Below are 22289 nucleotides of genomic sequence, written 5' to 3'. Positions count from 1 at the left end.
GGCGATGGCAGCAAAGCATCTTCTTCTGGCGGTCGCCGGCCATGCGCATCTCTTCGTGCTGGAGAAACTGGCGGCAACATCCCGCACCGCGCTTGAGGTGACGCTGGTTTCGCCGTCGCGCTGGCAGTATTATTCCGGCATGCTGCCGGGCTGGGTTGCCGGCCATTATGGGGCAGAGGATATCCGCCTCGACATGCGCTTTCTGGCGAAAAAGGCCGGCAGCCCGACGCTGGCCGATCTCCGTGCCCATCTTTTCGCCCTCAATGCCGCAACGCAAGCCTCGCCTTTCCTTGCGGCAAGCCTATTCTTTGTTCCCTATATTGCCGTAACGGCACTCTCCCTGCCGTTTGCTGTCTTGATGACGCTTGCGGCAGGCGCTCTGTTCGGCGTCGTTTTTCGTACAGCGCTCGTATCCTTTGCCTCCTCAATTGGCGCAGATCGACGATCTGTCCGCTATTCTGTCGCCGGGGCTTATCGCTTGCCACCGGCGCCTCGTCCTTCGTTCCGCCACTGCCGGGGATCGAGGAGAGCGGTTATGTGACCTCAGATACGCTCAGGGAGCGTTTTTAACGCTCGCTGCCCCACCGGCGCGGCCTGTGGTGCTGGTTGGCGGACCAATCGGCTGCGAGCTTTCGCTGGCCTTTGCCCGACTTGGCACGCATGTCACGCAGGTGGAGCGCGGTGTGCGCGTGTTGCCGCGTCAGGCTGCCATCCATTCGGCATTGGCAAGTGCTGATCTTGATGGCTTTACCGATCGTGACCCGGCCAGTTTGTCGGGGGGGGGCAGCGTGCGCGGGTTGCCCTGATGCGCACGCTTCTGTCAGATCCGCAGGCTCTGCTGCTGGACGAGCCATTTTCCAAGCTGGATGCCGGGCTTCGTCAGGAAATCCGGGAGGTCGTCTTTGCGCATGCGCGAGCAAGACAACTGCCGGTGCTGATGGTCACACACGACAAAACGGATGCGAGCGCTGCCGGTGAGCGAAGGATCGCCTAATCGTAGAGGCCCGCCTGTCAGTGGCGGTCGCGCCAGCGAAAAAACGCGATGCTGCCAATACCAATACAGAAAGCGAGTATGAAACCAGTGGTGATCACGGCAATTCCTCCCATGCGTGATGAACGCCCCGCGTGCTCCTCAACAGCAAGGCTTACCAAGTGGTAAACACAAATGACGAAATGGCAAGGGAATTGATCTGGATCAGGCCAATCAGGCCGCGGGAGAAAGTGGCACGGGCATATACATTGTGCGTGGACGCGTCTTTGTCGTCCTGGCAATGCGCACGCGGTTGCGACCATCGGCCTTGGCCCGGTAAAGCGCGTCATCGGCACGTTTCAGGTGCTCCGTCAGGGGCAGGCCGGCATCGACCGAGACACCGAAACTGGCAGTGACGCGCAGACTTTCCTGGTTGGAAATCCCGAGTGGCATTGTTTCGAGATGCTTTTTCAGTCGCCGGGCCAGCAGGATGGCAGCGCGTGGCTGCTGTTTTTCGCATAGTATGGCGAATTCTTCACCGCCTAGCCGGGCAATCACTGCATCGGTCCCCGCGATCTGCGTCATCATCTGCGCCACCTGTCGCAGAACCATGTCGCCAACGGGATGGCCGTACTGGTCGTTCACCGTCTTGAAATGATCGATATCGACCACGATAAGCTGCGCTGCGCCGTCCGCGTCCATGGCACGTCTCTCGAAGCCGCGCCGGTTGAACAGCCCGGTCAGCTGATCCGTCTCGGCCAGTTGTTCAAGCTGCCGGGTCAACTCGGCTCTTTCGCCCAGCCGCACCTGTAGCACGGCGATGGCCTTGAACAGCTTGTGGATCTCGTAGATCTGGTCCTTGTGCTCACGCGTTTCTGTCATGCGGCCATCAGCGAGCGCCACGACATCGTCGACGCCTTGCAGCAGCGGTTGGACCAGACGCTTTCGCACCTTCAGCATCAGGCCGACAAGCAGTCCCAGCAAAATGAAGGTGATGATGCCGTCGCGCAGAAGCGCCATGGTCGCATGCGTCTTGCGTGCCTCGTAGGTCGCAACCAGACGTGTCAGATAGGTGTTTCGCAGTTCGGTGAGTGGCGTCAGCAGTTTCATGTAGCGGGCAGAGAAGCTTGCGCCATCCAGAGAGAAGCGACCCTGTTCAAAGTTATAGGCAATCTCTGAATCGACAAGCTGCACACCTGCGCCGAAGAAGGCTCGCTGGACCTCCAGCGCCCGTTGGCGCAGCATGGCGTCTCCATCTGCCCCGAGAACGGCTGGCGCGAGGAAGCGCCAGGAATCGTCCAGTCGCGCCCTCAGGCCGCGGATCGTCTGGAGCTTTTCGGCGCTGATCTTCTCCTGTGCGGCCATGGACGTGATCAGGTAGGATCCCATGCGCCCGGCATACTCGCGCATGTCGCTCAGCGCCGTGCCCTGCAGAATGACGGCGCTCAGGCCGGGATCACGGGTGATGATGTCGAGCCCGCTCTGGACGGTAATCTCGCTATGATAGAGGTCCCAGGCCCGAAACATGGTGGTGACGGCAAACTGGATGTCGATGGGGCGCCGGTTGTCCCGGCGTCCTTCAGCGACGAGAGCGACGAGCTTTCGACCGGCCGACAACTGGCCGCGGACCTCGTCAATGGCGCGGGGAGGGGCGCCTGCCTGTATCGCCGCCGTCAGTGCCTGATCGGTCTTGCGCTGTGCCGCAAGCCAGGCCTCACGGGCCGTTTCACCATCGCTGGCTGGAGAACACATATAGTTGTTGGCGGGGCCGCGCTCGGCGGAAATATAGTTTGCGGCATCAAAGATCACGGCAAAACCGCTGATCTGCTCTGCATTCATTCGGGCTGTGCTTGCCGTTGAGGCGGCGCGTGAAATGGCCGAGACGGCCAGCAACATGGTGCACACGACGGCCAAAGCGGAATAGACAAACAGGCTCGGTGTAATACCGAAGGCAGCGAGCCTCTTACGCCCGGTCACGATTCGGCGATGCCATGCAGTCAATGCCACCAACTATCCCCACCCCTGGTTCGATGCAGTCCAGATTGCCGGTTAGATCCGACTTCAGCCGCCCTTCGAATGCACTCTCAACATGGTGCGGGGCACATGTTGTTACGTCAACACATGCCAAGCGCGGCTCTTTCAGCGTCAGCCTTGCTTGCACATGCGTTGACGATAAACGCCATATCTTAATAAGCTTCTTATATTAGGATTAGGATGCCTAGGGCGTGTTTCGACCTGATTGGATCAGCTCGGTTGGCACAAAACACGCTCTACTGGTTGCAAAACAGCATGTTGCGTTCTGCCTGTGTCATGCATTCGGTTGCGGCGAGAGCAGGGCGCTGCGAATTCTCTCGATTGCCGCGTCGCGGTCCATGCCGTAGGGGATCATGCCTTTCAGACGCCCATCCGCGCCGATGAGCATGAGCGACAGCGTATGGTTCATGTGATAATCGCGGCCGGAACTGGCCTCCTTTTCCGCATGGATCATCCAGCCATCCGCCACTTTCTTCATTTCGGCTGGATCGCCTGTAATGCCGGTGATGCGGTCTGTGAAAGCCTCCACATAACCCTTCATGACCTCGGGCGTATCGCGTTCAGGATCGATCGAGAAGAAGTAGGCTTTCAGCGGCGCGCCTTCCGGACCCAGCGTGCGCAGCCAGTCGGCCATTTCGAAAAGCGTCGTCGGGCAGGCTTCCGGGCAGTTCGTATAACCGAAATAGACGAGGGACGGGCTGCCCTGGAACAGCGACTGATCGACCGGCTTGCCGGTATGATCCACCAGATGGAAGCTCGTGCGGAACCGGCCCGGACGCGGATCATCGGCAGCTACGGCCACCATGATGCTGATCAGGATTGTCACGAAAATGCCGGCCAGGCAGATCCCGGCCAAAGCAAGCGGATTGCGTGTCATTTTCCATGCTCCTGATGCGGGTTGCCGGCGGCGGGTCCTACCATGAACTCCACGTCCACGGCTCCAGCCTTTTCGAATTGAAGCTTTGCCTTGACCATCTCGCCTTCCTTGAAGGGCTGCGTCACCTTCATGAACATCACGTGGTAGCTGCCGGGCTTCAGTTCAACCGTCGCGCCGGCCGGTATGGCGACACCGTTTTCCAGTGCGCGCATGATCATCACGCCATTGTCGATCTTCATCTCATGCAATTCGACCGAGCCGGCCCGCTCGGCGGTGGCGCTCACCAGCCGGTCGTCGCTTGATCCGGTGTTGACGAGCTTCAGATATCCGCCGCCCACCTTGGCGCCGGGCAGCATGGCACGTGCATAAGGATGATCGACTTCGATATCGCCCACCTTGAATTCATGGGCAAAGGTGGTGCCTGTAAATGTGCAGACGGCAAGGCTAAGGGCTGCAAGGCTTGTGATAAGGCTTTTCATGAGGCGATCTCCGAGAATGCCATGGGATTGAGGGAAAGTGGTACGATGACGCTGCGGCCGGAGCCCGTGCGCAGGAATTCGGCCTCGATGCCGTAGACCGAGCGCAGCGATGTGTGTGTGACGGCGGCGGCAAAGGCGCCATGTTCGACAAGGCGCCCATTTTTGAGCAGAAGAATGCTGTCGCTGTGATGGGCGGCAAGGTTGAGGTCATGCATGGCAAACAGAACAAGCGCACCGGTTTGCGCCACATAGGCTCTCAGCATGGCCAGGACCTCCATCTGGTGGCGAATGTCCAGCGCGCTGGTGGCTTCGTCCAGAAGCAGAAGATCGGGCTTGCGCATCAGGCGTTGGGCGAGCAGGACAAGCTGTTGCTGGCCGCCGGACAGCGTGTGCATGCCTCTTTGCGCCAGATCGCCAAGACCGATGCGGCATAGCAGCGTTGAGGCCTCATCGATGATATTGGCCTTCACCTGCCAGCCCAGCGCATCGTGGCGGCCGAGCAGCATGACTTCGAGCACCGAGAGTTCGGCCTGAACCTCGATATGCTGCGGCATATAGCCGATGCGGCGCGGATCGATGGCGCGACCCTGAAAGTGCAGCTTGCCCACTGCCTGTAATTGCCCGGCGATTGCGGCCAGCAGCGTGGATTTTCCAGCGCCATTCGGGCCGATCAGGGCACAGATCTGGCCGGCATCAATTTTTGCGGTGATGCCGGACAGGATGGTGACCCGGCCACGGCGCACGGTGACATCTTCAAGTTGGAGATGCTGTGTCATGCGCCGCCTTTCTGGCTACGCCGCACGATGACGGCAAACAGCATGGGAACGCCCGCAACCGCCGTGATGATGCCGACCGGAATGACGGCGGCAGGCGAGATGACCTTGCCGATGACGGAGGCACCGATGAGGATGATGGCGCCGGTGAGCGCCGAAAGCGGCAGCGCAAAGCGATGATCTTCGCCTACCAGCGCGCGGGAGACATGCGGTGCAATGAGGCCGACAAAGCCGATTGTGCCGACAAAGGAGACGGCGGCTGCCGTCAGCACCGCGACGATGAGGAAGGTTTGCCGGCGCACCGCATCCACCGAAAGACCGAGGCTGCGCGCATTGGCATCGCCCAGCCGGAGTGCTGTCAGTGCCCAGGTGCTGCGCGCAATGAGGGGAATGCAGGCGCCGGCAATGACCGCAACGACGCTAACGGTTGTCCAGCTGGATTTCAGCAGGCTGCCGAACAGCCAGAAGACGATCTGCTGCAAGACTTCCGGCGAGGCGATGAACTGCAGCAGCGATTGCAGCGCCTGGAAGAAGAACAGCACGGCAATGCCGGCCAGAACGAGGATTTCCGGCGATGCGCCGCGCAGGCGTGCAATCGAGTAGACCAGCCCACAGGCCACAAGCGTCATGATGAAGGCCAGGACCGGCACCACGACGAAGGAGGGCAGCGGTAGGAAGCCACCAAACATGATGGCCAGCGCTGCGCCGAAGCCGGCAGCGGCAGAAAAACCGAGCGTGAAAGGGCTTGCCAGCGGATTGCCGAGGATCGTCTGCATCTGAAGCCCGGCCAGTCCGAGGCAGCCGCCGACAAGCGCACCCATGACGGTTTGCGGCATGCGCAATTGCCAGAGGATGGTGGCCGTCATGCGGTCTTGTCCGGATGGGCCGGCCACCAGGCCATGCCAGACTTCGCCCAGCGGCATGCCCGAAGGGCCGGTGACGAGATCCAGCAGCATCAGCGTCACAAGGCAGGCCGCCACCAGCCAAAGCGCCGTCTGGCGCTTCAGGTATGCGCGGCGATAGCCGCCGCGCATGATGTCGATCGACACACTCATTGGCCTGCCGCTTGATAAGGCAGTACGAAGACGCCATCAGCCTTGATCGGCAGCCAGCGATCGTAATAATCGCGGATGTTTTTCGCCGGATCGACATCCTTGAACGCCTGCGGGTAAAGCTGCTTGGCGATATATTGCGCATAGACGTAATCGGACAGCGTGCGCGCACCGCCATGATAGATCGCGTGCACGCCGCCATTGCGGACCGCCGGCAATTCGCTCCAGCCGGCGCGCTCCAGATAGGGCTTCATGCGCTCGCGTGCCACGGCGGCATCCGCACCGAAGCCGACCGCCACGGCCTGCGGCCGCTTGACCCATTCCGAACCGGCGAGGAAGATGAGATCCGGCTTCTGGGCCAGCACATATTCGGGGCTGAGCGGCCCCCAATTGCCGATCTGGCCCTTGGCGATATTGGTGCCGCCAAGTCTGTCGACCAGCGCGCCCCACATGCTGTCGCCATAGGAATTGCCGATTTCGCCCGCCCCCTTCTGGGCAAGTTCGACATAGACCTTCTTGCTGGTCGGGCCGGCTGCCTTGACGCGGCTATCGATGTCGGCCATCGCATCCGTGTAGTTTTTCGCCAGTGCCTCGGCCCGTTCCTCGGTGCCGAGCAACTTGCCGAGTGCGAGCGTCGAGGCGACGTGCTTTTCCACCGTCTGGGCATTGTAGTCGAGCGTGACGATCGGGATGCCTGCCGCTTCGATCTGCTTGATGTTTTCACCCAGCGCATCATAGGACCAGGCGGCAAGGATCAGCAGGTCCGGCTTTGCGGCAATCACCTTTTCGACCGAAAACGTATTGTCTTCGGTATTGCCGACATCCGGTATGCTGGACAGTTTCGGCAGCGCCTTTTCATAGGCGGCAAACTGATAGGGGCGCCAATCCTTCCAGGTCGATAGCGATAGTGCCACGACACGGTCGAGGCCGCCGGGGCCGGCAATGGCCAGATAGTCTTCGTAGTAGAAGCCCAGCACGATGCGTTGCGGCGATTGTGGCACGGTGACCGTGCGGCCCTTCACATCGGTGACGGTGATATCGGCAAAGGCGCTGGATGCCAGGGCAAGCGCCCCGACCAGCGTTGAAACTAGGGTTTTAAACATGGTCTGCTCGTCAATTTCGGGATCGGAAACATCACGTAGCGTGCGCCTTGGCGTTGAAACGCAACTGCCCGATGAACGAACCCGCTTGTTTGGCGGATAGGGCAAATCGGCAGGTTCAGGCGTTCAGGATCATCACATGGCTTGCTACGGCTGCGTGTATCGCGGCCAGGCCGCGACAATCTCAGGCAAGACGAGCCGGCGGCGGTCCGCGTGGACGGGCATTGGGAGCAATGAGCTGACGAAAAACGGGCGCGCTGGGAAGCATGAAGACCGGTGCAAGGCCCGGTTCGACAGCCTGACCCACGACATCGGCCGGAGCGGGCAGAAGCACTGAAGCGCCAAGCCGGCAGGCTTCGCAGCCGGGCATGGCCCGGCCTTTGTCGTGGTGCTGCGTCTCGTCATGATGCTGCGACAGGCAGAGATCCGGCAGCGTGCCATCCGGCAGGATATAGGCCGACATGTCGATGGCTGGAATGGTCGCCTCGACGGCGGGCGCCTTATGGGCGAGACCAAGGCACAGAAGTGCAATGACGCAGAGCGCGCGCACCACCTTTGCCATGTCAAAACCCACCAGTGTCATCGTCAAACCTCTGCGACGTGTTCTGGATAATCTGCCGCGCCGTGTTTCGCAATGCGGCAAATTGGGCGAGCCTTCTTTGACCCGAAGCAATCTCTGTCAAACCCGCGTCAGTGGACATGAAAAAGGCCGGGCGAGATATCTCGTCCGGCCCCGAAATCGAAAGTCTGTTGTCAGACAAGCCTGCTTCAGCAGTGGCCGGCGCGCACCGATGCGGCCTGCGTGATGCTATCCTTGGAGAGGATGCTCGGAAATTCGGCCTGCAATTCGGCCACCAGGACCTGGCGCGCTGCATCGAGATGCGCAACTGCCGATGATGTTCCAAGCGAGTGTGCTATGCCCGCCGCATAGCCAATGATGTTGATGAGAGCGAAAAATTCGTCGCGTCTCTCATTCATGTCCAAGCTCAGTTCTGTTCGCATTTTACGTCCCCCATAAACATGCATTTGACTTATCTTGGCACAGCGATCCGTTGCAGGCGCGTTGCAAAACCGTTGCACACGCGAAGAGTGACGTTACGGCAGGTTCAGACTCGCCAAAGTCAGGCGGTATTTGGGTAAAGCTTGCGCCAGAGAGGCGTGGCATTGAAGGTCCAGTCACCCGGCAAGTCCTGCTTGTCGGGCAATTTTGTCATGGCATCCAGCAGTTGAAGCGCGTCCTGCTTTTTCTGGTCCACGCCGGCAAGTGCCAGCATGGAGCGGATGCGCGGCCAGTCAAATCCGGCTTGTATCGATAGGCTTTTCCAGCTGCGCGTCTTGTAGAACATCTGTCCGGCGACCGATTGCAAGGCATGGCATTCGTCAGCCGAAAGGAGACCAAGCGACAAGGCCTTGCCAAGCGTTGCCTCCACATTGACAAAAGGCACGGTGAGGGGCGGATAGCCAAGCTCCGCAGGCCCATGCTGCAGCGCCACATCGGCATCATCAACCCGAATGCCGCTCGCATAATCCTCAAAAATCCGGCCAATGCCGATCATGCCGAAGGGCGCGCATTCAGCAGCACGCAGTGCACCCATGCTGGAGGCGCCGATCACGGCAACGCCTTGCGACAGGAGATAGAGGATTTCCTTGTGCCAGACGGGCGCGACCATTTCGAAATAGCCGTCGATGAGGCCAACCACCTTTGCGCCACCGGCAAAGGCTTCCATCAGATCACCCTGGCGGGCAGGCGGGCGCACGTCCACGCCCGGTGCCGCGTGGCTTGCTGCATCCGGCAGACTGGGGCCGACAAATACAACCTTCATGCGAGTGCCTTTGATAGCGCTCGCATGCCGAAGCGTTGCCGACGGTCGCCATCGGGGTTTTCGAGCTGCGGGGCGATCACCTTGACGACCGAAACGGGCAGCCAGTCGGGCGCCAGATCCACCGCATAGAGCCGGGTGATTCGTTTTTGCGCGAGATGCGCGACCAGTCTCTCCAGCGCCTCTGTCGCCTCTGCCGCCTCAAGCGAGGGCAGTGTGTGGAGCGCCACGGAAAACGGCGCGTCAAACGCCTGTAGCGTTTCATCCGATACGGTCTGCGCAAACATTTGCGGCAGAAGATCATCGCGGGCACCGGCAATGAAGGTCATGCGCGATTGGGCCGCTTCCGTGATGGCCCGCGAGGCCGCCACGAGCGGAGACAGCGCGCAACCGCAGCCGAGCGTGACCTCCACATGGCGCAAGGGCGATGGCCCGGACCGGGCTTTCGGCGCCAGAATGGCCGTGATACAGGCGATCTGCAGATCGCTGGTGATATCGAAAAGCGCAAGCTCAAGGTCTGCGGCGGCAATCAGGTCCAGAAGGGTGGAAAGCTCTGGTTCTGCGCGCAGGCTGTCGGGGTCGATGCGGGCGCCGTAGCGTCTCGGCATGGGCATCACCTGCCACAGGGTCAGCGCGTCGCGCTCCACCCGTTCCAGCAGGCCATGCAGAACCGCCTCGCTTTTGGTATTGCCGGAGGCTAGCCCGTCGGAGGATTGCCAGAAGCGTTTCGTCTCGCCGGTGCGATCCAGATGCACGGCTTCGAAAGGCAGGAAAATGGGCGCGCCGGATGTGAGATCACGCGCCTTGACCCAGTCGCTCACGTCATGGGCAGACAAAGGCCCGTGACCGGAGGCCACAAGACAGGTCAAGGCATCGGCCTTGCCGCCGGCCGCTTCGATTTCTGCAAGGCTTGTGGTCGTCACCGGGCAGGCGGGGCGCGTGGCAACCGAACGCTCGATGGCCTCCATGGCGGCTGACGTGCGCGCCGCCATATCATCAATGCCCTTGCCCTGGGCAATCACGATGGCCCTGGCATTGGGCGCATAGGCGGACCAGACGGGGATGCCGATCGAATCGAGCCCCGTCTGCCGCGACAGGCGGGTAATGCCGAGCCGCGCAAAAAAAGGCGAGACCCGTTGAAGGGTCTCGCCCGGAGTGCATGTCCGGTAGGAAGGAATGCTCACTCCAGAATCAACGCTCGTGATGACCGCCAGCAATGTCGCTGCCGGAATTGATGGCAACGGCAAGCCTGACGCCCTTTACCATGGTCTCATCGCTATTTGCTTGCGCGGCCATGATTTCATCGCTCAGGGCGCCATCCACGGCCACAACCGTGCCGGCATCGAGATCGGCCATCCACAGGCCGGCTTCACCAGGAATTCCAATGATAACAACACGTGCCATGCTTGTTCTCCGGTTTGAAATTACTTGGATATTAGATTACTTAGCCCCGACACACCTGTAAGCCAATTGCACGATCTGTCGGGGAAGTTTTCTTAGTTAAACCTAATAATTACTCATAAACGCCAGAAAATATGACTGTTGCAGACGAGGCTGCAAGCGCGAAATCAATGCCTTTTACGACAGTCGCTCCATCCTTGCGTAGCTCGGCTGCAGAAGCCAGGGCGCCTGAAAGCTCCTCTTTAAGGGGAACTACAGTCCCTTGTTCGAGGTCCGCCAGCCAGAGACCCGTTTCACCCTTTACGCCAATCACAACCACTTTCGACATTACCTTCTCCATTGTTAAAATCCGGCCCTAATTAGGGCTTCTCTATAAAGTTCGTGTTGCCAGGCTTCTCTCGATGGTACTGTTCGGAGCCAGTTCTCTAGATCAAACCCAGGATTGTCTCGCATCACCCGGAGCCGGCAACGACGTGCTCTTGCTGTGTCGCCAAGCATGCCCCAGCAGGCTGCTGCCAGCCTGTCGGCAGGCCGAGTATCCTGCATACGCTCAACATATCCCAGCGCTTCTTCATAGGAGCCTAGGAAGAAACTGGCCCCGGCCGCGGTCCACAGATAAGTGTCTGGTGAAAGCGGGTTCATTCCCATGGCCAATTCGATCTTCTTCAGTGCGGCTTTAGGTTGACCACCATGAACGAGAGTGTCGGCATGGCTGCATAGTACATCAGCATAGTTTGGATTGATTCGCTCGGCTTTTTGCAGTGCGTCCAGACTTTCATCGAACTGGCCGAGATAGAGCCGGCTGACGCCGAGTTCCTTATAGACGCTTGCGTGTTCGGATGAGTATTCCGCTGCCTGCAAGGCAAACTTTTCCGCCTGCGCCAGAAGATCCGCATCGCCTCGCGCAGTCAAAATCCATTCCGTGCTCAAGGTCCGGGAAATCCCGGCCATGGCCAGCCCAAGGCTGCGGTCATGGTCCAGTGCTTCGCGAAAATGACGCCGGGCCTTGCGCACGGCCGGCAAGGTCAGGTCCGACAAGCTCTGGACACCGCGCAGATAGGCAAAATAGGCCTCCGGCTTTTCACCGAAATGCTCGGCAAGGCTTGCCTGGGAGCCTACCAGATGGGTGATGGTGGCGCGGATGGCGGCTGCCATCTCCTGGCGCTGGCGGGCAATGGATTGCGGGTTCAACTCGAACCGCGTGGCCCACAAGACCTCATCCGTCGGCATGAAAATCAATTGCACGAACAGCCAATCGCCCGATCTCTGCGTATCGAGCGCATAAATGACTCGGTGGCGCTCCAAAAGGCCGGCCTTGTCACGCGAGGCGCGAATGCGCTCAGACGTATAGGGGGCGACCACCGAGACCATGCGGCTGGCGCAAAGGTCGATGGTCAGATCTTCCACCAGCGCATTGGCAACCGAGCCGGCCTGTTCGGCGGCAAGGGCCGTGTCGGGTGGTAGCAGCGCCAGACGCGGCGGGGTCCAGCCAATGGTCGCTGCCTGATGCTCGACGGGGGCAAGCGGCGCCTGGTTTGGGGGTGGGCGGATGGCTTCGGCCGGCACGCTGCCCAAGGGCTGGGCCAGCCAGCGCCGCACCTCGTCGTCATGCGGGTCCCATTCGAGAAGCAGAATGGCGGCGCGCTTCAGTTCGGCGCGTGCCGCGCCGGCCACGGGCAGGCCCGCAAGTGCAATGAAATCCTGGCGCAAGAGCGCTGCACGCTTGGCCCGCATGTGGCGCACCCAGGTATCGAGCGCTGTCGTGCCTTTGCCTTCTGACGGCAGGAACTGCATGGCGATCGTATCGCTGCCCGCTTTCAGGCGCGCAACCGGATCGCTCGGATCCGGCAGGTCCAGATCGCAGCTGAGGGCTGCGCGTTCCACGCTGACGGTCAGGTTGTTGACCAGAAGCAGCGGCAAGGGGCTGGCTTCTGTTGCCTGCTGCATGCGCCGCAGGGTGGAGCGCAGATTGGTTGCAGCCGCATGTGGATTGCCGGGCCAGAAAATTGCCGCCAATTCCTTGCGCGGAACCGGATGGCTGGCCTCGTAGAGAAAGGCCAACATGATGACCCCCAACGTCGGGCAGCGCAGGGTCAGGCCGTTTTCATCAGCCAGACGGCAACTGCCGAACGTTGTCAGGGCATATGTCATCTTGCGTCAGTGCGCCGCGCGCGAGGCGTCTTTGGTCTGGACAGGCGTTGCCGGATCCGTGGCGAGCGACTGCACGAGGCTGAGGATCGTCTGGCGCACGCGCTTGTCTTCAATGGCCGAAAAAGCGGTGGCGAGAGCCACGCATTCGCGCGAACTCATGAAGTCGGTCGCCGCATCGCGGGTCGGCTCGACGGAATCGGCAGTCGCGCCCGGTCCACCTTCGAAGAAGAAGGGAATGGGTGCATTCAGCACTTCGGCAATATGCTGAAGGCGGCTGGCGCCGACGCGGTTTGCACCCTTTTCGTACTTCTGGACCTGCTGGAAGGTGATGCCGAGGCTTTCGCCCAGCTTTTCCTGGCTCATGCCAAGCATCGTGCGGCGCATGCGAATGCGAGATCCGACGTGTACGTCGATCGCATTGGGGGTTTTCTTCATACTCACTGCTCCTGAAAAGCGTCTTGGGATGTCATTATCATTGCGCGCATTTTGCATATGGCGCAACCGCGTTTATTAGCGCATCCACCATCAATAACGCAATATTGAAATTATATTTCTCGAAAAGTAAACGTCGAACACCGAATTATAGTTTGATTGCCGCCGAAATTATACTTGTCTTGTCAAGAAAAACTATCACATTTTCATGCTGTACGACAAGTTTGGTCGCCTGGGCTTTGGCTTGTCTTCTCATGCTCGTCAACCCTATGGATGTGCGTCAGACTGCACCCGATTCCATGTCTGCAGGCAAGCATTTGCAGATGTTTTGCGGCGTCTTACAGCGACGGCGACGCATTGCTGTCACTGCAGTGCAACAGAGGGGGGCGACTGTGTGCGTTTGGCATGGCATGATGGCGCATGTTAACCATTCGTTAACCAAATCAGACCTACTTGGATCTCAACGATTTGTTTACGTAGATGACCAAAGTGCTAACAGACGCTCGCTCAATCCGGATCAAGGGCCGCTCATTTCTGGCGGTGGTTTTGTCGCCCGATCTGCCGCTCAATGAGTGGCTGACGCGGCTCGACGATCTCGCTGCCCGTTCCGCCGGCTTCTTTCTTAACCGTCCGGTGGTGCTGGACGTCACCGACCTGCCGATCGATCGCACCCAGCTGAAGGATTTTCTGGGCGAGCTATCGGCTCGCAATGTGGCGATCATGGGACTGGAGGGTGCGCGCCCTTCGATGATCGCGCCCGGAATGCCCCCGGTTCTGAAGGGTGGACGTCCTGCGGGCGATGTGGAGGTTCCGGCAACGGAGCCGACATTCGAGGCCTCCGGCGAGAAAGCAGAAACGACCGGCACGCCGGCCGTTCTGGAAAGCCGTCCGGTGCTGCAATCGCTGGTAATCCGCGATCCCGTAAGGTCCGGGCAATCGATCATCTTTACGGAAGGTGATGTGACCGTCATCGGTTCTGTCGCCTCCGGCGCGGAAGTGATTGCCGGCGGCTCGATCCATATCTACGGCGCCTTGCGCGGCCGGGCCATGGCGGGTTCCGTTGGCAATGCCTCTGCACGGATCTTCTGCCGCAAGCTGGAAGCGGAACTGATCGCAATCGACGGCATCTATAAAATGGCCGAGGACCTCCCGTCCGAGCTGCTGGGCAAGCCTGTTCAGCTCTGGCTCGAGGGGGAGGCCATCGTGGCCGAGAAACTCAATTGAGCCGTTTAACGCTCAAGCACAGGAGAGAAAGATGGGGAAGGTAATCGTCGTCACGTCCGGCAAGGGCGGAGTTGGCAAGACAACCTCTACGGCAGCACTTGGCGCTGCGCTGGCGCAGCGAAACGAGAAGGTCGTGGTGGTCGACTTCGATGTTGGTCTGCGCAATCTCGACCTGGTCATGGGTGCGGAACGTCGGGTCGTCTATGACCTCGTCAACGTTATTCAGGGCGATGCCAAGCTGCCGCAGGCGCTGATCCGCGACAAACGGCTGGAAACGCTGTTCCTGCTGCCGGCCTCGCAGACCCGCGACAAGGACAATCTGACGCCTGAAGGCGTCGAATGGGTGATCAACGAGCTGAAACGCTATTTCGACTGGGTGATCTGTGACAGCCCGGCCGGCATCGAGCGCGGAGCAACGCTTGCCATGCGGCATGCGGATGTGGCCGTTGTCGTCACCAATCCGGAAGTCTCGTCGGTGCGCGACAGCGACCGCATCATCGGCCTGCTCGATTCCAAGACGCTGAAGGCAGAGCGTGGCGAGCGCATGGAGAAGCATCTTCTCCTGACCCGTTACGATGCTGCCCGCGCCCAGCGTGGCGATATGCTGAAGGTTGAGGATGTGCTGGAAATCCTCTCCATTCCGCTGCTCGGCATCATTCCGGAAAGCATGGATGTGCTGCGCGCCTCCAACCTTGGTGCTCCGGTCACGCTGGCCGATGCCCGGTCCGCGCCGGCCCTCGCTTATTTCGAGGCGGCCCGCCGTCTGGCAGGTGAAATCGTTCCGATTTCCATGCCCGAGGAAAAGCGCGGTATTTTCGGCAAGATTTTCTCCCGGAGGGCTGCATGAACATCTTCCGGCTTTTCAACAAGCAGCGTTCGGCGCCCCTGGCGCGGGAACGGTTGCAGGTTCTCCTGGCGCATGAGCGGGCGGCCAGCAGCTGCGATCTCGTCTCGATCCTGCGCGAGGAAATCCTCGCCGTCATCGCCAAGCATGTGCAGGTGGATGCCGAGCGCGTGCATGTGAAGATGGACCGCAGCGAGAACATGTCGATTCTTGAAATCGATGTGGAAATCCCGCTCGATCCCGCTCTGCAGGCGGCGTGACATCAACCAGATTCAGCAAGGGGCCGTTCATAGCGGCCCCTTTTCTGCTGCTCAGAAGCTTGGTGGCGTGCAGGCGCTGATGACTTCGCAGGGCACCGGCCCGACGCAGCGGAAGCGATGCGGGCGCCGGCTTTCAAAATAATAGGCATCTCCCGGCCCCAGAATGCGCCTTTCGTCATCCACGGTGATTTCGATGCGCCCGGACAGGACAATGCCGCCTTCCTCCCCATCATGCACCAGCGGCACCTTGCCGGTATCGGCGCCCGGCTGGTAGCATTCCTTCAGCATCTGCAGGCTGCGGCCGAACAGGTTATCCCCCACCTGGCGATAGGAAATCGGCCCCTTGCCGATCTCCACCAGTTCTTCGGCCGCGTAGAAGGCCTTTTTCGGCCGCTCCGGCTCAAAGGCGAAGAACTCCGCCAGCCCGATCGGAATACCATCCAGAATGCGTTTCAAGGCCCCGACGGAAGGGTTCGAGGCATTGCTTTCGATGAGCGAGATCGTGGAATTGGTCACGCCGGCGCGCTTGGCCAATTCGCGCTGCGACAGGTTATGCGCAAGGCGCAGATAACGAAGACGGTTGCCGATATCGACACTCATGGGGAAAGCCCGTTGTTGCTGTTCGAAATATCGAAACATTAAGGTATTGGAGCCATATAAATCAATGGGTTGATGCGGCAAAGAAAAGGACTTGTTGACGCTTCGAAAATCATGGATGCCTATGATACCAATGGAGGCTCTCATGGACCACGCAAACAGGCAGAACACACCGGTACTCGACAATTTCTGGATGCCGTTTACGGCAAACCGGCAGTTCAAGGAGCAGCCGCGCCTGCTCGCCCGCGCAGACGGCATGTATTACACCGATATCGACGGAAACCAGATTCTCGATGGCACGGCCGGCCTCTGGTGCGTCAATGCCGGGCACGGACGCAAGAAGATTGCCCAGGCGGTCGAGCGCCAGCTTTCCACCATGGATTTTGCCCCGACCTTCCAGATGGGCCATCCGATTGCCTTCGATTTTGCCACAAAGCTTGCCGAAAATGCGCCCGGCGGCCCGGATGCTAAGCTCGACCGCATCTTCTTCACCGGCTCGGGTTCCGAATCGGTTGATACGGCGCTGAAGATCGCCATCGCCTATCAGCGGGCCATCGGCCAGGGAACGCGCTCGCGCATCATCGGCCGTGAAAAGGGCTATCACGGCGTCGGCTTCGGCGGCATTTCCGTCGGCGGCCTCGTCAATAACCGTCGCGTTTTCCCGCAGATCCCTGCCGACCATATGCGCCATACGCTGGATATCGAGCGCAATGCCTTTTCCAAGGGCCTGCCGGCACATGGCATCGAGCTTGCCGAGGATCTGGAGCGGCTGGTGGCGCTGCATGGTGCTGAAACCATCGCTGCCGTGATTGTCGAGCCGATGTCTGGGTCTGCCGGCGTGGTGCTGCCGCCGGAAGGCTATCTGCAGCGACTGCGCGCCATTGCCGACAAATATGGCATCCTGCTGATCTTCGATGAGGTCATCACCGGCTTTGGCCGTCTTGGCGTGCCGTTTGCGACAGATTACTTCGGCGTCGTGCCGGATCTGATCACCACGGCCAAGGGCATCACCAATGGCACGATCCCGATGGGCGCCGTCTATGCCAGCCGCAAGGTGCATGACGGGCTGATGCATGGGCCGGACAACCAGATTGAACTGTTCCACGGCTATACCTATTCCGGCCATCCCGTGGCCTGCGCTGCCGGTCTCGCCACCATGGAAATCTATGAGGAAGAAGGTCTTTTGACGCGCGCCGCCGAACTTGCCGATTATTGGCAGGAGGCGCTGCATTCGTTGAAGGGCATGCCGCATGTGGTCGACATCCGCAATCTCGGCCTTGTTGGTGCAATCGAGCTGCGTCCGCGTGACAATGCACCGGGCACCCGCGCCTATGATGTCTTCGTCGATTGCTTCCGCAAGGGGCTTCTCGTGCGCGTGACGGGCGATATCATTGCGCTTTCGCCGCCTCTGATCATCGAAAAGCACCAGATCGATACGATCGTGTCGATGATTGGTGATGCGCTGAAGCGCGCTGCCTGACGCTTCAATACATTGGCCCGGCAGCCTGCCGGGCCGATGCTTTCCTTAGGCTGAAATCGCCAGCTGGCGGTCGCAGGTCTTGTCGATCAGCGCTCTGTCATGGCTGACGATCAGCACCGCGCAGCCCTGTTCGCGGGCGAGCTCCACCAGAAGCTGGATGGTTTCGGCCTGGGTGATCACATCAAGGCGTGATGTCGGCTCGTCGGCAAACAGGAAGACCGGATCAAGCATCAGTACCCGCAGCAGCGCAAAACGCTGCAACTCGCCGCCGGAAACTTCACCCGGCAGCCGGGAAAGCAGGGTGGGTGACAGGCGCAGCCGCTGCATCAGCGGCGCGATGCGCTGCGCATCCAGCCTGTGCAGGCGGGTGAGGTCATTCAGGCTCTGCGCCAGCGTGACGCGCGCCGGAAAGGCCGATGGCGGATCCTGATAGATCTTCTGGTAGCGCACCTTTGCAATCGCCTTGTCGCGCAGCACGCGGCCCCGATCCGGCGGCAGAAGTCCAAGCAGGATATCGCCGAGCGAACTCTTGCCCGATCCGCTCTGCCCGGTCACGCCGAGGATTTCTCCGCGCCGCAGCGTAAGGTCGATGCCGGTGAACAGGCGCTTTCCACCCCGCGTCTTTTCAATGTCCTTGGCTTCCAGGATGATCGGGCTTGATTGGTCCGCATGCCGCTTCTGCTGCGGCCATTGCTTCGGATCGGCGGCAATCAGGCGTCTGGTATAGGTGTGGCTTGGATTGTCCAGCACCTCCTCAGCCAGGCCCTGCTCGATGATGCGTCCTTCGAACATGACGGCAAGGTCGCCGCCCATCTGGCGCGCCAGTTCCAGATCATGGGTAATGGTGAGGATCGTGCCGCCGGCCTTCACCTCGCGCATCAAAAGCGCGATGACTTCGTTGCGCCGCGCCACGTCCAGCCCCTTGGTCGGCTCGTCGGCAATGATGATGCGGGCACCACCGGCGCGCGCGGCGGCAAAGGCCACTCGCTGCGCCATGCCGCCGGAAAGCTGCATCGGCAGCTTGTCGGCGCAATCGGCGACATCCAGCGCCAGTAGATCCTCGCGAGCCGCCTCATTGGCCAGGCGGGTAGGCTTACCGGCAATGAAACGATGGCCTTCCGCCACCTGTGGCAAAGCCCGCATGGTGGGGTCGAGTGCCAGCCAGGGTTCCTGCGGCAGAACGCCGACCTTGCGGCCAAAGAGCGGACGCTGCGCGCCGGGATCGGTCAGATCGATCGGCAGGCCGTCGATAAGAGCTGAGCCGGTGGCGTTCAAACCGTGCGGCAATAGTCCCATCAGTGCCTGGGCCAGCAGGCTTTTGCCGGAGCCCGTCTCGCCAAGAATCGTAAACGGCCGCCCGGCGACAAGCGCCAGAGAGACAGGCTCAACCAGCGTTGTGGACGAAGAATGCACGGCAGCCTGATCGACGGAGAAGAGAATGCTCATGGTCTGTCCTTTGCGCCGACCAGTTGCAGCGCCAGCACCATCAGGAAGATGACGAGGATCGGCTGAAGAAGCGCATGGGGTGCTTCTTCATAATAGGGAAGCAGCTCAATCATCATGGCGCCGAGTTCCGGGGTGGGTGGGCGCACGCCGACGCTGACGAAACCAAGGGCGGCAATCGCCATGATTGCGCTGGCCGCACCATAGGCGCCAACGGTGAGTATCATCGGCCCGATTTCCGGCCAGATATGCCGGCGCAGGATATGGGCGGGACCAAAGCCGAGCAGGCGCGAGGCCTCGACGGCTGGCGAGGCAAGCAACGGCCGGGCAAGTGCGCGCGTCATGCGGTAATATTCCACCCAGAGCACGAGCGAGATGCCGATATAGAGCATGGCCGGATTGTCGGGCACGATGGCTGTCAGCATCAGCACCAGAAGCAGGCCGGGCAGTGCCATGAAGGCATCCGAAAGGCCGGAAATGACCCGATCGACCAGTCCGCCGCACCAGGCCGACAGAACGCCGAGCACAATGCCGGGTATCATGGCGGTGACGACCGACAGGAAGGCAAGGCCCAGCGACAGGCGAAGGGCCGCCGCCAGACGGGCCTGCATGGAGCGGCCCAGATGATCGAAGCCGAACCAATCCTGAAGGCTTGGTCCCTTCAGCGCAAAGCGCAGGCTCTGCTTTAGCGGATCAGTGCCGCCGACCAGCAGGGGCAGGAAGGCGAAGAGCAGCAGGAGAACGAGGACCGCGACGCCGATCAGCCGCCGCCGTGAGATACGCGGCGCCGGCGCCGCCTGTGCGGCCAGTGCCATTTCAAGCGGAGCCATGGGCGCGCCTCCTCGGATCGACCAGATGGCAAAGCGCGTCCACCAGCCCGTTCAGCCCGACGAAGATCAGCCCCATCATCAGCGCCGTAGCCTGGATCATCGGGATATCGCGGCCAAATACGGCATGCACCAGCGCGTGGCCGATGCCTGGCCAGGCAAACAGTGTTTCCACCACCACCACGCTTTCGACCAGATAGATGAACTGGATGCCGAGATAGGTGATGATCGGCACGGCGACATTGCGCAATCCATGCCGGGTAAAGACCTGCCAGTCGCTGAGGCCCTTGGTGCGGCCAAAACTGTAATAGGCCGTCTGTTGCACCGACAGCATGGCATCGCGTGCCACGCGGTTGGACACAGCCGCAAGCCCGAGCGCCAGCGTCAGCGCCGGCAGGAAAAGGTGCTGGCTTTGGCCGTGGCCGGCCGCCGGCAGCAGGTTGAGTGTCAGGCTGAAGAGAATGATGAGCCCAAGCCCGACGACAAATTGCGGCAGGGCGCGCAGCGCCGTCGAGATCAGCATCAAGGTGCGATCAAGCCAGCCACCCGGACGAAGGCCAGCGAGAATGCCCAGCGGCGGGCCGATCAACAGCGAGAGGAGGAGGGCTGCGATGGCCAGTTCCAGCGTATTGCCAAGCTGCTGGGTGATCTCTTCCATCACCGGCGCGCCGGAAATCAGCGATACGCCGAAATCCAACCGCGCCAGATCCATGATCCACTGCGAAAAGGCGGTGAATGCCGATTGGTGAAGGTCAAGCTCAGCGGCGACCTTTGCCGCCGCCGCCTGATCCACCAGATCATAGCCGTAACGGCCGGCAGCGATCCGATAGGCCATGTCACCGGGCAGAGACCGCGCCATGACGAAGGTGAGCATACCCACCATCAGCGCCACCAGAACCGCCTGGATGAGACGGTTGAGGAGCGTTTTCATCATTTTGCCCACCGCATGGTTTCAAGACCGAAGCTGCGCTCGAAGGGATCGATGGTGGCGCCTTCAAGACGCGGCGAAACGGCAACCGTCTGTTGGTACCAGGCAATCGGGATCACCGGCAGGTCCGATTGAATGGCAGCAACTGCCTTGGCACGAAGCGCAGCGCCGGCCTCTGGATCGGCAATGCGCGTCAGGTCATCCAGCGCCTGTTCAAAGCCCGGATTGACCCAGTTCATTGCGCCCCAATCGCCACCCTTCGGGCCGTAATCGGAAAGCATTGTGCCGATCGGATCGGGCACAAGCGCGAAATTGCGCGCCATCAGCGCCAGTTCCAGCGTGCCATCCTGGTGCTTGGCCGGGATTTCGCTGGAATTTGTGGAATTGATGGTAAGCGCGACGCCGATTTCCTTCATCTGATCCTGCAGCACGGCCGCAATCAGCGGCAGTTCCGGGCGATCGGGATAGGTTGTCAGTGTCAGCGCAAACGGCTTGCCGTCTTTTTGCAAAATGCCATCGGCACCCGGCGTCCAGCCAAGTTCGGCGAGCAGGGCCTTTGCCTTGTCCGGGTCGTAACCCAGCGGCGCAAGGTTCGCATCATGCCAGATGGCAAGGCTTGGCGGGAAAAGCTGGGTGGCGGCGGCCGGATAGCGCAGGATGGCAAGTGCCAGGCCTTCGCGATCGATTGCAAGGCTTAAGGCTTCGCGTGCCTTGACATCAGCAAGCACCGGCTTGCCGATATTCACTTTCAGCAGAACGCTGCGCGGAATGGAGACGGAGAGGAGCTTCACCTTGTCGCCCTTGGCAAGCCGCGTGCGGCTGGCGGGATCGAGGTTGAAGACATAATCCGCATCGCCGCTTTCGGCCATCAATGCGCGGGTTTCTGCCCGGCTGACAGAGTGATAGGCGGCCTTTTCGATGGAGGGTTTTTCGCCCCAGTAATTTGCAAATCGCTCGACGCTGAGCGCCTGCGGCGCTTCAAGCGAGGTGAGCCTGAACGGACCGGTGCCGATGACTGTTTTCACATCGGAACCTTCATAGGAGGCGGGCGCCAAGATCTGCGCGCGGCTTTCGGCAAGGAAAGCCAAAAGCGGCACGAAGGGCTTTGACAGCGTGATGACGACTGTGTCGGCGCCGTCCGCACTGATGGCTTCGATCGGCGCCTTGCCGAGAAGGCCGGGCTTGGCGCGCGCCACCGTGAGGGATTGGGCGACAGCGCCTGCCGTCAGTTTTGATCCGTCATGGAAGACGACGCCATCCTGAAGCTTAAAACGCCAGGTCTTGCCATCTTCGGACACGCTCCAGGACTTGGCGAGTGCTGCGGTTGGATTGCCTGTCTTATCGGCCTCGACCAGCGTTTCGACAATGCGCATGCGCAGGAATATGTCGCCAGACTTTGCTGGATCGAGACCGGTGATCTCGAAGGGGGCGACAATATCCACCACGTCGTCCTGGGCGGCAGAGAGAGATGCTGTGCTCAGCATCAGCAGGGCGGCGGCTGAAAGGAAGGGGAGGGCAAGCGAGCGCTTCAACATGATCCAGATCCTAATGTTATATCGTAACGTGCCTTTAGAGAAGCGATCCGAGCTTGTCCAGA

General features: G+C 60.6%; 24 protein-coding genes and 2 pseudogenes. 7 read left to right on the top strand and 19 right to left on the bottom strand.

Features of this window, described 5'->3' with window-relative positions; all coding sequences use genetic code 11:
- The first annotated feature begins 4 nt into the window (after positions 1 to 4).
- The 3 genes and pseudogenes from E8M77_RS24125 to E8M77_RS24365 form a co-directional block, all read left to right on the top strand.
- Positions 5 to 541, top strand: a complete 537-nt coding sequence (locus E8M77_RS24125; protein WP_246659096.1) for a hypothetical protein — start codon at positions 5 to 7, stop codon at positions 539 to 541.
- Between the two features lie 55 nt (positions 542 to 596).
- Positions 597 to 659, top strand: a pseudogene (locus E8M77_RS24120) (hypothetical protein); the annotation flags it as partial.
- Positions 660 to 737: 78 nt separating this feature from the next.
- Positions 738 to 994 (top strand): annotated as a pseudogene (locus tag E8M77_RS24365) (ATP-binding cassette domain-containing protein); the annotation flags it as partial.
- Positions 995 to 1204: 210 nt separating this feature from the next.
- On the opposite strand, the gene E8M77_RS02325 reads toward E8M77_RS24365, so the two are convergent.
- The 14 genes from E8M77_RS02325 to E8M77_RS02260 all read right to left on the bottom strand — a co-directional run bounded on the left by E8M77_RS02325 (position 1205) and on the right by E8M77_RS02260 (position 13092).
- Complete coding sequence (locus E8M77_RS02325; RefSeq protein WP_137129002.1) at positions 1205 to 2977, bottom strand: GGDEF domain-containing protein; 1773 nt, start codon at positions 2975 to 2977, stop codon at positions 1205 to 1207.
- A gap of 301 nt (positions 2978 to 3278) precedes the next feature.
- On the bottom strand, positions 3279 to 3881 hold the full coding sequence (locus E8M77_RS02320; protein ID WP_137129001.1) for an SCO family protein: 603 nt from the start codon (positions 3879 to 3881) through the stop codon (positions 3279 to 3281).
- The gene (locus tag E8M77_RS02315) at positions 3878 to 4360 is read right to left on the bottom strand and encodes a copper chaperone PCu(A)C (RefSeq protein WP_137129000.1); all 483 of its coding nucleotides are present in this window, start codon (positions 4358 to 4360) and stop codon (positions 3878 to 3880) included. Before E8M77_RS02315 ends, E8M77_RS02320 begins: the two co-directional genes overlap by 4 nt.
- Positions 4357 to 5136: an ABC transporter ATP-binding protein gene (locus E8M77_RS02310; RefSeq protein WP_137128999.1), complete on the bottom strand. Its 780-nt coding sequence runs from the start codon at positions 5134 to 5136 to the stop codon at positions 4357 to 4359. The genes E8M77_RS02315 and E8M77_RS02310 overlap by 4 nt, the downstream gene beginning before the upstream one ends.
- Positions 5133 to 6188, bottom strand: coding sequence for an iron ABC transporter permease (locus E8M77_RS02305; RefSeq protein WP_205910449.1), 1056 nt, complete (start codon positions 6186 to 6188; stop codon positions 5133 to 5135). Before E8M77_RS02305 ends, E8M77_RS02310 begins: the two co-directional genes overlap by 4 nt.
- Positions 6185 to 7288 carry an ABC transporter substrate-binding protein gene (locus E8M77_RS02300; RefSeq protein ID WP_137128998.1) on the bottom strand — a complete coding sequence of 368 codons (1104 nt, stop codon included), beginning with the start codon at positions 7286 to 7288 and terminating at the stop codon, positions 6185 to 6187. Before E8M77_RS02300 ends, E8M77_RS02305 begins: the two co-directional genes overlap by 4 nt.
- A gap of 181 nt (positions 7289 to 7469) precedes the next feature.
- Positions 7470 to 7868, bottom strand: coding sequence for a hypothetical protein (locus E8M77_RS02295; protein ID WP_137128997.1), 399 nt, complete (start codon positions 7866 to 7868; stop codon positions 7470 to 7472).
- 185 nt (positions 7869 to 8053) lie between these two features.
- Entirely contained in the window at positions 8054 to 8263 is a 210-nt protein-coding gene (locus tag E8M77_RS02290; RefSeq protein ID WP_137128996.1) for a hypothetical protein, read from the bottom strand.
- Between the two features lie 143 nt (positions 8264 to 8406).
- A complete protein-coding gene (locus E8M77_RS02285) occupies positions 8407 to 9108 on the bottom strand; it encodes a TfuA-like protein (protein WP_137128995.1) in 702 nt (233 codons plus the stop codon).
- A complete protein-coding gene (locus E8M77_RS02280; protein WP_246659095.1) occupies positions 9105 to 10289 on the bottom strand; it encodes a YcaO-like family protein in 1185 nt (394 codons plus the stop codon). The genes E8M77_RS02285 and E8M77_RS02280 overlap by 4 nt, the downstream gene beginning before the upstream one ends.
- Positions 10290 to 10296: 7 nt before the next feature.
- Positions 10297 to 10509: a hypothetical protein gene (locus E8M77_RS02275; protein WP_137128994.1), complete on the bottom strand. Its 213-nt coding sequence runs from the start codon at positions 10507 to 10509 to the stop codon at positions 10297 to 10299.
- Positions 10510 to 10618: 109 nt separating this feature from the next.
- Positions 10619 to 10834, bottom strand: coding sequence for a hypothetical protein (locus tag E8M77_RS02270; RefSeq protein WP_137128993.1), 216 nt, complete (start codon positions 10832 to 10834; stop codon positions 10619 to 10621).
- A 14-nt stretch (positions 10835 to 10848) separates the two neighbouring features.
- Positions 10849 to 12570: a hypothetical protein gene (locus E8M77_RS02265; protein ID WP_246659094.1), complete on the bottom strand. Its 1722-nt coding sequence runs from the start codon at positions 12568 to 12570 to the stop codon at positions 10849 to 10851.
- 93 nt (positions 12571 to 12663) lie between these two features.
- Positions 12664 to 13092, bottom strand: a complete 429-nt coding sequence (locus tag E8M77_RS02260) for a helix-turn-helix transcriptional regulator (RefSeq protein WP_137128991.1) — start codon at positions 13090 to 13092, stop codon at positions 12664 to 12666.
- A gap of 477 nt (positions 13093 to 13569) precedes the next feature.
- Between E8M77_RS02260 and minC the strand changes: the two genes are divergently transcribed.
- Genes minC through minE form a run of 3 tightly spaced genes read left to right on the top strand, consistent with a single transcriptional unit; the run spans position 13570 to position 15417 of the window.
- Positions 13570 to 14313, top strand: a complete 744-nt coding sequence (gene minC, locus E8M77_RS02255; protein ID WP_137128990.1) for a septum site-determining protein MinC — start codon at positions 13570 to 13572, stop codon at positions 14311 to 14313.
- Positions 14314 to 14344: 31 nt separating this feature from the next.
- Positions 14345 to 15160, top strand: a complete 816-nt coding sequence (gene minD, locus E8M77_RS02250; protein WP_137128989.1) for a septum site-determining protein MinD — start codon at positions 14345 to 14347, stop codon at positions 15158 to 15160.
- Complete coding sequence (gene minE, locus E8M77_RS02245) at positions 15157 to 15417, top strand: cell division topological specificity factor MinE (protein WP_137128988.1); 261 nt, start codon at positions 15157 to 15159, stop codon at positions 15415 to 15417. Before minD ends, minE begins: the two co-directional genes overlap by 4 nt.
- A 51-nt stretch (positions 15418 to 15468) precedes the next feature.
- On the opposite strand, the gene E8M77_RS02240 is transcribed toward minE, so the two are convergent.
- A complete protein-coding gene (locus E8M77_RS02240; RefSeq protein ID WP_137128987.1) occupies positions 15469 to 16017 on the bottom strand; it encodes a cupin domain-containing protein in 549 nt (182 codons plus the stop codon).
- Positions 16018 to 16159: 142 nt separating this feature from the next.
- On the opposite strand from E8M77_RS02240, the gene E8M77_RS02235 reads away from it, so the two are divergent.
- Positions 16160 to 17494, top strand: coding sequence for an aspartate aminotransferase family protein (locus E8M77_RS02235; protein WP_137128986.1), 1335 nt, complete (start codon positions 16160 to 16162; stop codon positions 17492 to 17494).
- A gap of 45 nt (positions 17495 to 17539) precedes the next feature.
- Here E8M77_RS02235 and E8M77_RS02230 read toward each other — a convergent pair whose 3' ends face one another.
- The 4 genes from E8M77_RS02230 to E8M77_RS02215 are packed head-to-tail and all read right to left on the bottom strand — an operon-like array spanning position 17540 to position 22227.
- The gene (locus E8M77_RS02230; protein ID WP_137128985.1) at positions 17540 to 18940 is read right to left on the bottom strand and encodes an ATP-binding cassette domain-containing protein; all 1401 of its coding nucleotides are present in this window, start codon (positions 18938 to 18940) and stop codon (positions 17540 to 17542) included.
- Positions 18937 to 19767, bottom strand: a complete 831-nt coding sequence (locus E8M77_RS02225) for an ABC transporter permease (RefSeq protein WP_246659093.1) — start codon at positions 19765 to 19767, stop codon at positions 18937 to 18939. The genes E8M77_RS02230 and E8M77_RS02225 overlap by 4 nt, the downstream gene beginning before the upstream one ends.
- Positions 19754 to 20698, bottom strand: a complete 945-nt coding sequence (locus tag E8M77_RS02220; protein WP_137128984.1) for an ABC transporter permease — start codon at positions 20696 to 20698, stop codon at positions 19754 to 19756. The genes E8M77_RS02225 and E8M77_RS02220 overlap by 14 nt, the downstream gene beginning before the upstream one ends.
- A complete protein-coding gene (locus tag E8M77_RS02215) occupies positions 20695 to 22227 on the bottom strand; it encodes an ABC transporter substrate-binding protein (RefSeq protein WP_137128983.1) in 1533 nt (510 codons plus the stop codon). Before E8M77_RS02215 ends, E8M77_RS02220 begins: the two co-directional genes overlap by 4 nt.
- Positions 22228 to 22289: the final 62 nt, after the last annotated feature.

The organism is Rhizobium sp. FY34, from assembly GCF_005222845.1.
Lineage (GTDB): Bacteria > Pseudomonadota > Alphaproteobacteria > Rhizobiales > Rhizobiaceae > Neorhizobium.
Note: the sequence above shows the minus strand (reverse complement) of the source record. Positions and strands in the feature narration are given on the sequence as shown.

What these genes read in the sequence shown, in the direction of transcription:
- E8M77_RS24125 (WP_246659096.1), top strand. Translation starts at nt 5, where the DNA reads ATGGCAGCAAAGCATCTTCTTCTGGCGGTCGCCGGCCATGCGCATCTC.
- E8M77_RS02320 (WP_137129001.1), bottom strand. Translation starts at nt 3,881, where the DNA reads ATGACACGCAATCCGCTTGCTTTGGCCGGGATCTGCCTGGCCGGCATT.
- E8M77_RS02315 (WP_137129000.1), bottom strand. Translation starts at nt 4,360, where the DNA reads ATGAAAAGCCTTATCACAAGCCTTGCAGCCCTTAGCCTTGCCGTCTGC.
- E8M77_RS02310 (WP_137128999.1), bottom strand. Translation starts at nt 5,136, where the DNA reads ATGACACAGCATCTCCAACTTGAAGATGTCACCGTGCGCCGTGGCCGG.
- E8M77_RS02305 (WP_205910449.1), bottom strand. Translation starts at nt 6,188, where the DNA reads ATGAGTGTGTCGATCGACATCATGCGCGGCGGCTATCGCCGCGCATAC.
- E8M77_RS02300 (WP_137128998.1), bottom strand. Translation starts at nt 7,288, where the DNA reads ATGTTTAAAACCCTAGTTTCAACGCTGGTCGGGGCGCTTGCCCTGGCA.
- E8M77_RS02295 (WP_137128997.1), bottom strand. Translation starts at nt 7,868, where the DNA reads ATGACACTGGTGGGTTTTGACATGGCAAAGGTGGTGCGCGCGCTCTGC.
- E8M77_RS02290 (WP_137128996.1), bottom strand. Translation starts at nt 8,263, where the DNA reads ATGAATGAGAGACGCGACGAATTTTTCGCTCTCATCAACATCATTGGC.
- E8M77_RS02285 (WP_137128995.1), bottom strand. Translation starts at nt 9,108, where the DNA reads ATGAAGGTTGTATTTGTCGGCCCCAGTCTGCCGGATGCAGCAAGCCAC.
- E8M77_RS02275 (WP_137128994.1), bottom strand. Translation starts at nt 10,509, where the DNA reads ATGGCACGTGTTGTTATCATTGGAATTCCTGGTGAAGCCGGCCTGTGG.
- E8M77_RS02270 (WP_137128993.1), bottom strand. Translation starts at nt 10,834, where the DNA reads ATGTCGAAAGTGGTTGTGATTGGCGTAAAGGGTGAAACGGGTCTCTGG.
- E8M77_RS02265 (WP_246659094.1), bottom strand. Translation starts at nt 12,570, where the DNA reads ATGTTGGCCTTTCTCTACGAGGCCAGCCATCCGGTTCCGCGCAAGGAA.
- E8M77_RS02260 (WP_137128991.1), bottom strand. Translation starts at nt 13,092, where the DNA reads ATGAAGAAAACCCCCAATGCGATCGACGTACACGTCGGATCTCGCATT.
- minC (WP_137128990.1), top strand. Translation starts at nt 13,570, where the DNA reads ATGACCAAAGTGCTAACAGACGCTCGCTCAATCCGGATCAAGGGCCGC.
- minD (WP_137128989.1), top strand. Translation starts at nt 14,345, where the DNA reads ATGGGGAAGGTAATCGTCGTCACGTCCGGCAAGGGCGGAGTTGGCAAG.
- minE (WP_137128988.1), top strand. Translation starts at nt 15,157, where the DNA reads ATGAACATCTTCCGGCTTTTCAACAAGCAGCGTTCGGCGCCCCTGGCG.
- E8M77_RS02240 (WP_137128987.1), bottom strand. Translation starts at nt 16,017, where the DNA reads ATGAGTGTCGATATCGGCAACCGTCTTCGTTATCTGCGCCTTGCGCAT.
- E8M77_RS02235 (WP_137128986.1), top strand. Translation starts at nt 16,160, where the DNA reads ATGGACCACGCAAACAGGCAGAACACACCGGTACTCGACAATTTCTGG.
- E8M77_RS02230 (WP_137128985.1), bottom strand. Translation starts at nt 18,940, where the DNA reads ATGAGCATTCTCTTCTCCGTCGATCAGGCTGCCGTGCATTCTTCGTCC.
- E8M77_RS02225 (WP_246659093.1), bottom strand. Translation starts at nt 19,767, where the DNA reads ATGGCTCCGCTTGAAATGGCACTGGCCGCACAGGCGGCGCCGGCGCCG.
- E8M77_RS02220 (WP_137128984.1), bottom strand. Translation starts at nt 20,698, where the DNA reads ATGATGAAAACGCTCCTCAACCGTCTCATCCAGGCGGTTCTGGTGGCG.
- E8M77_RS02215 (WP_137128983.1), bottom strand. Translation starts at nt 22,227, where the DNA reads ATGTTGAAGCGCTCGCTTGCCCTCCCCTTCCTTTCAGCCGCCGCCCTG.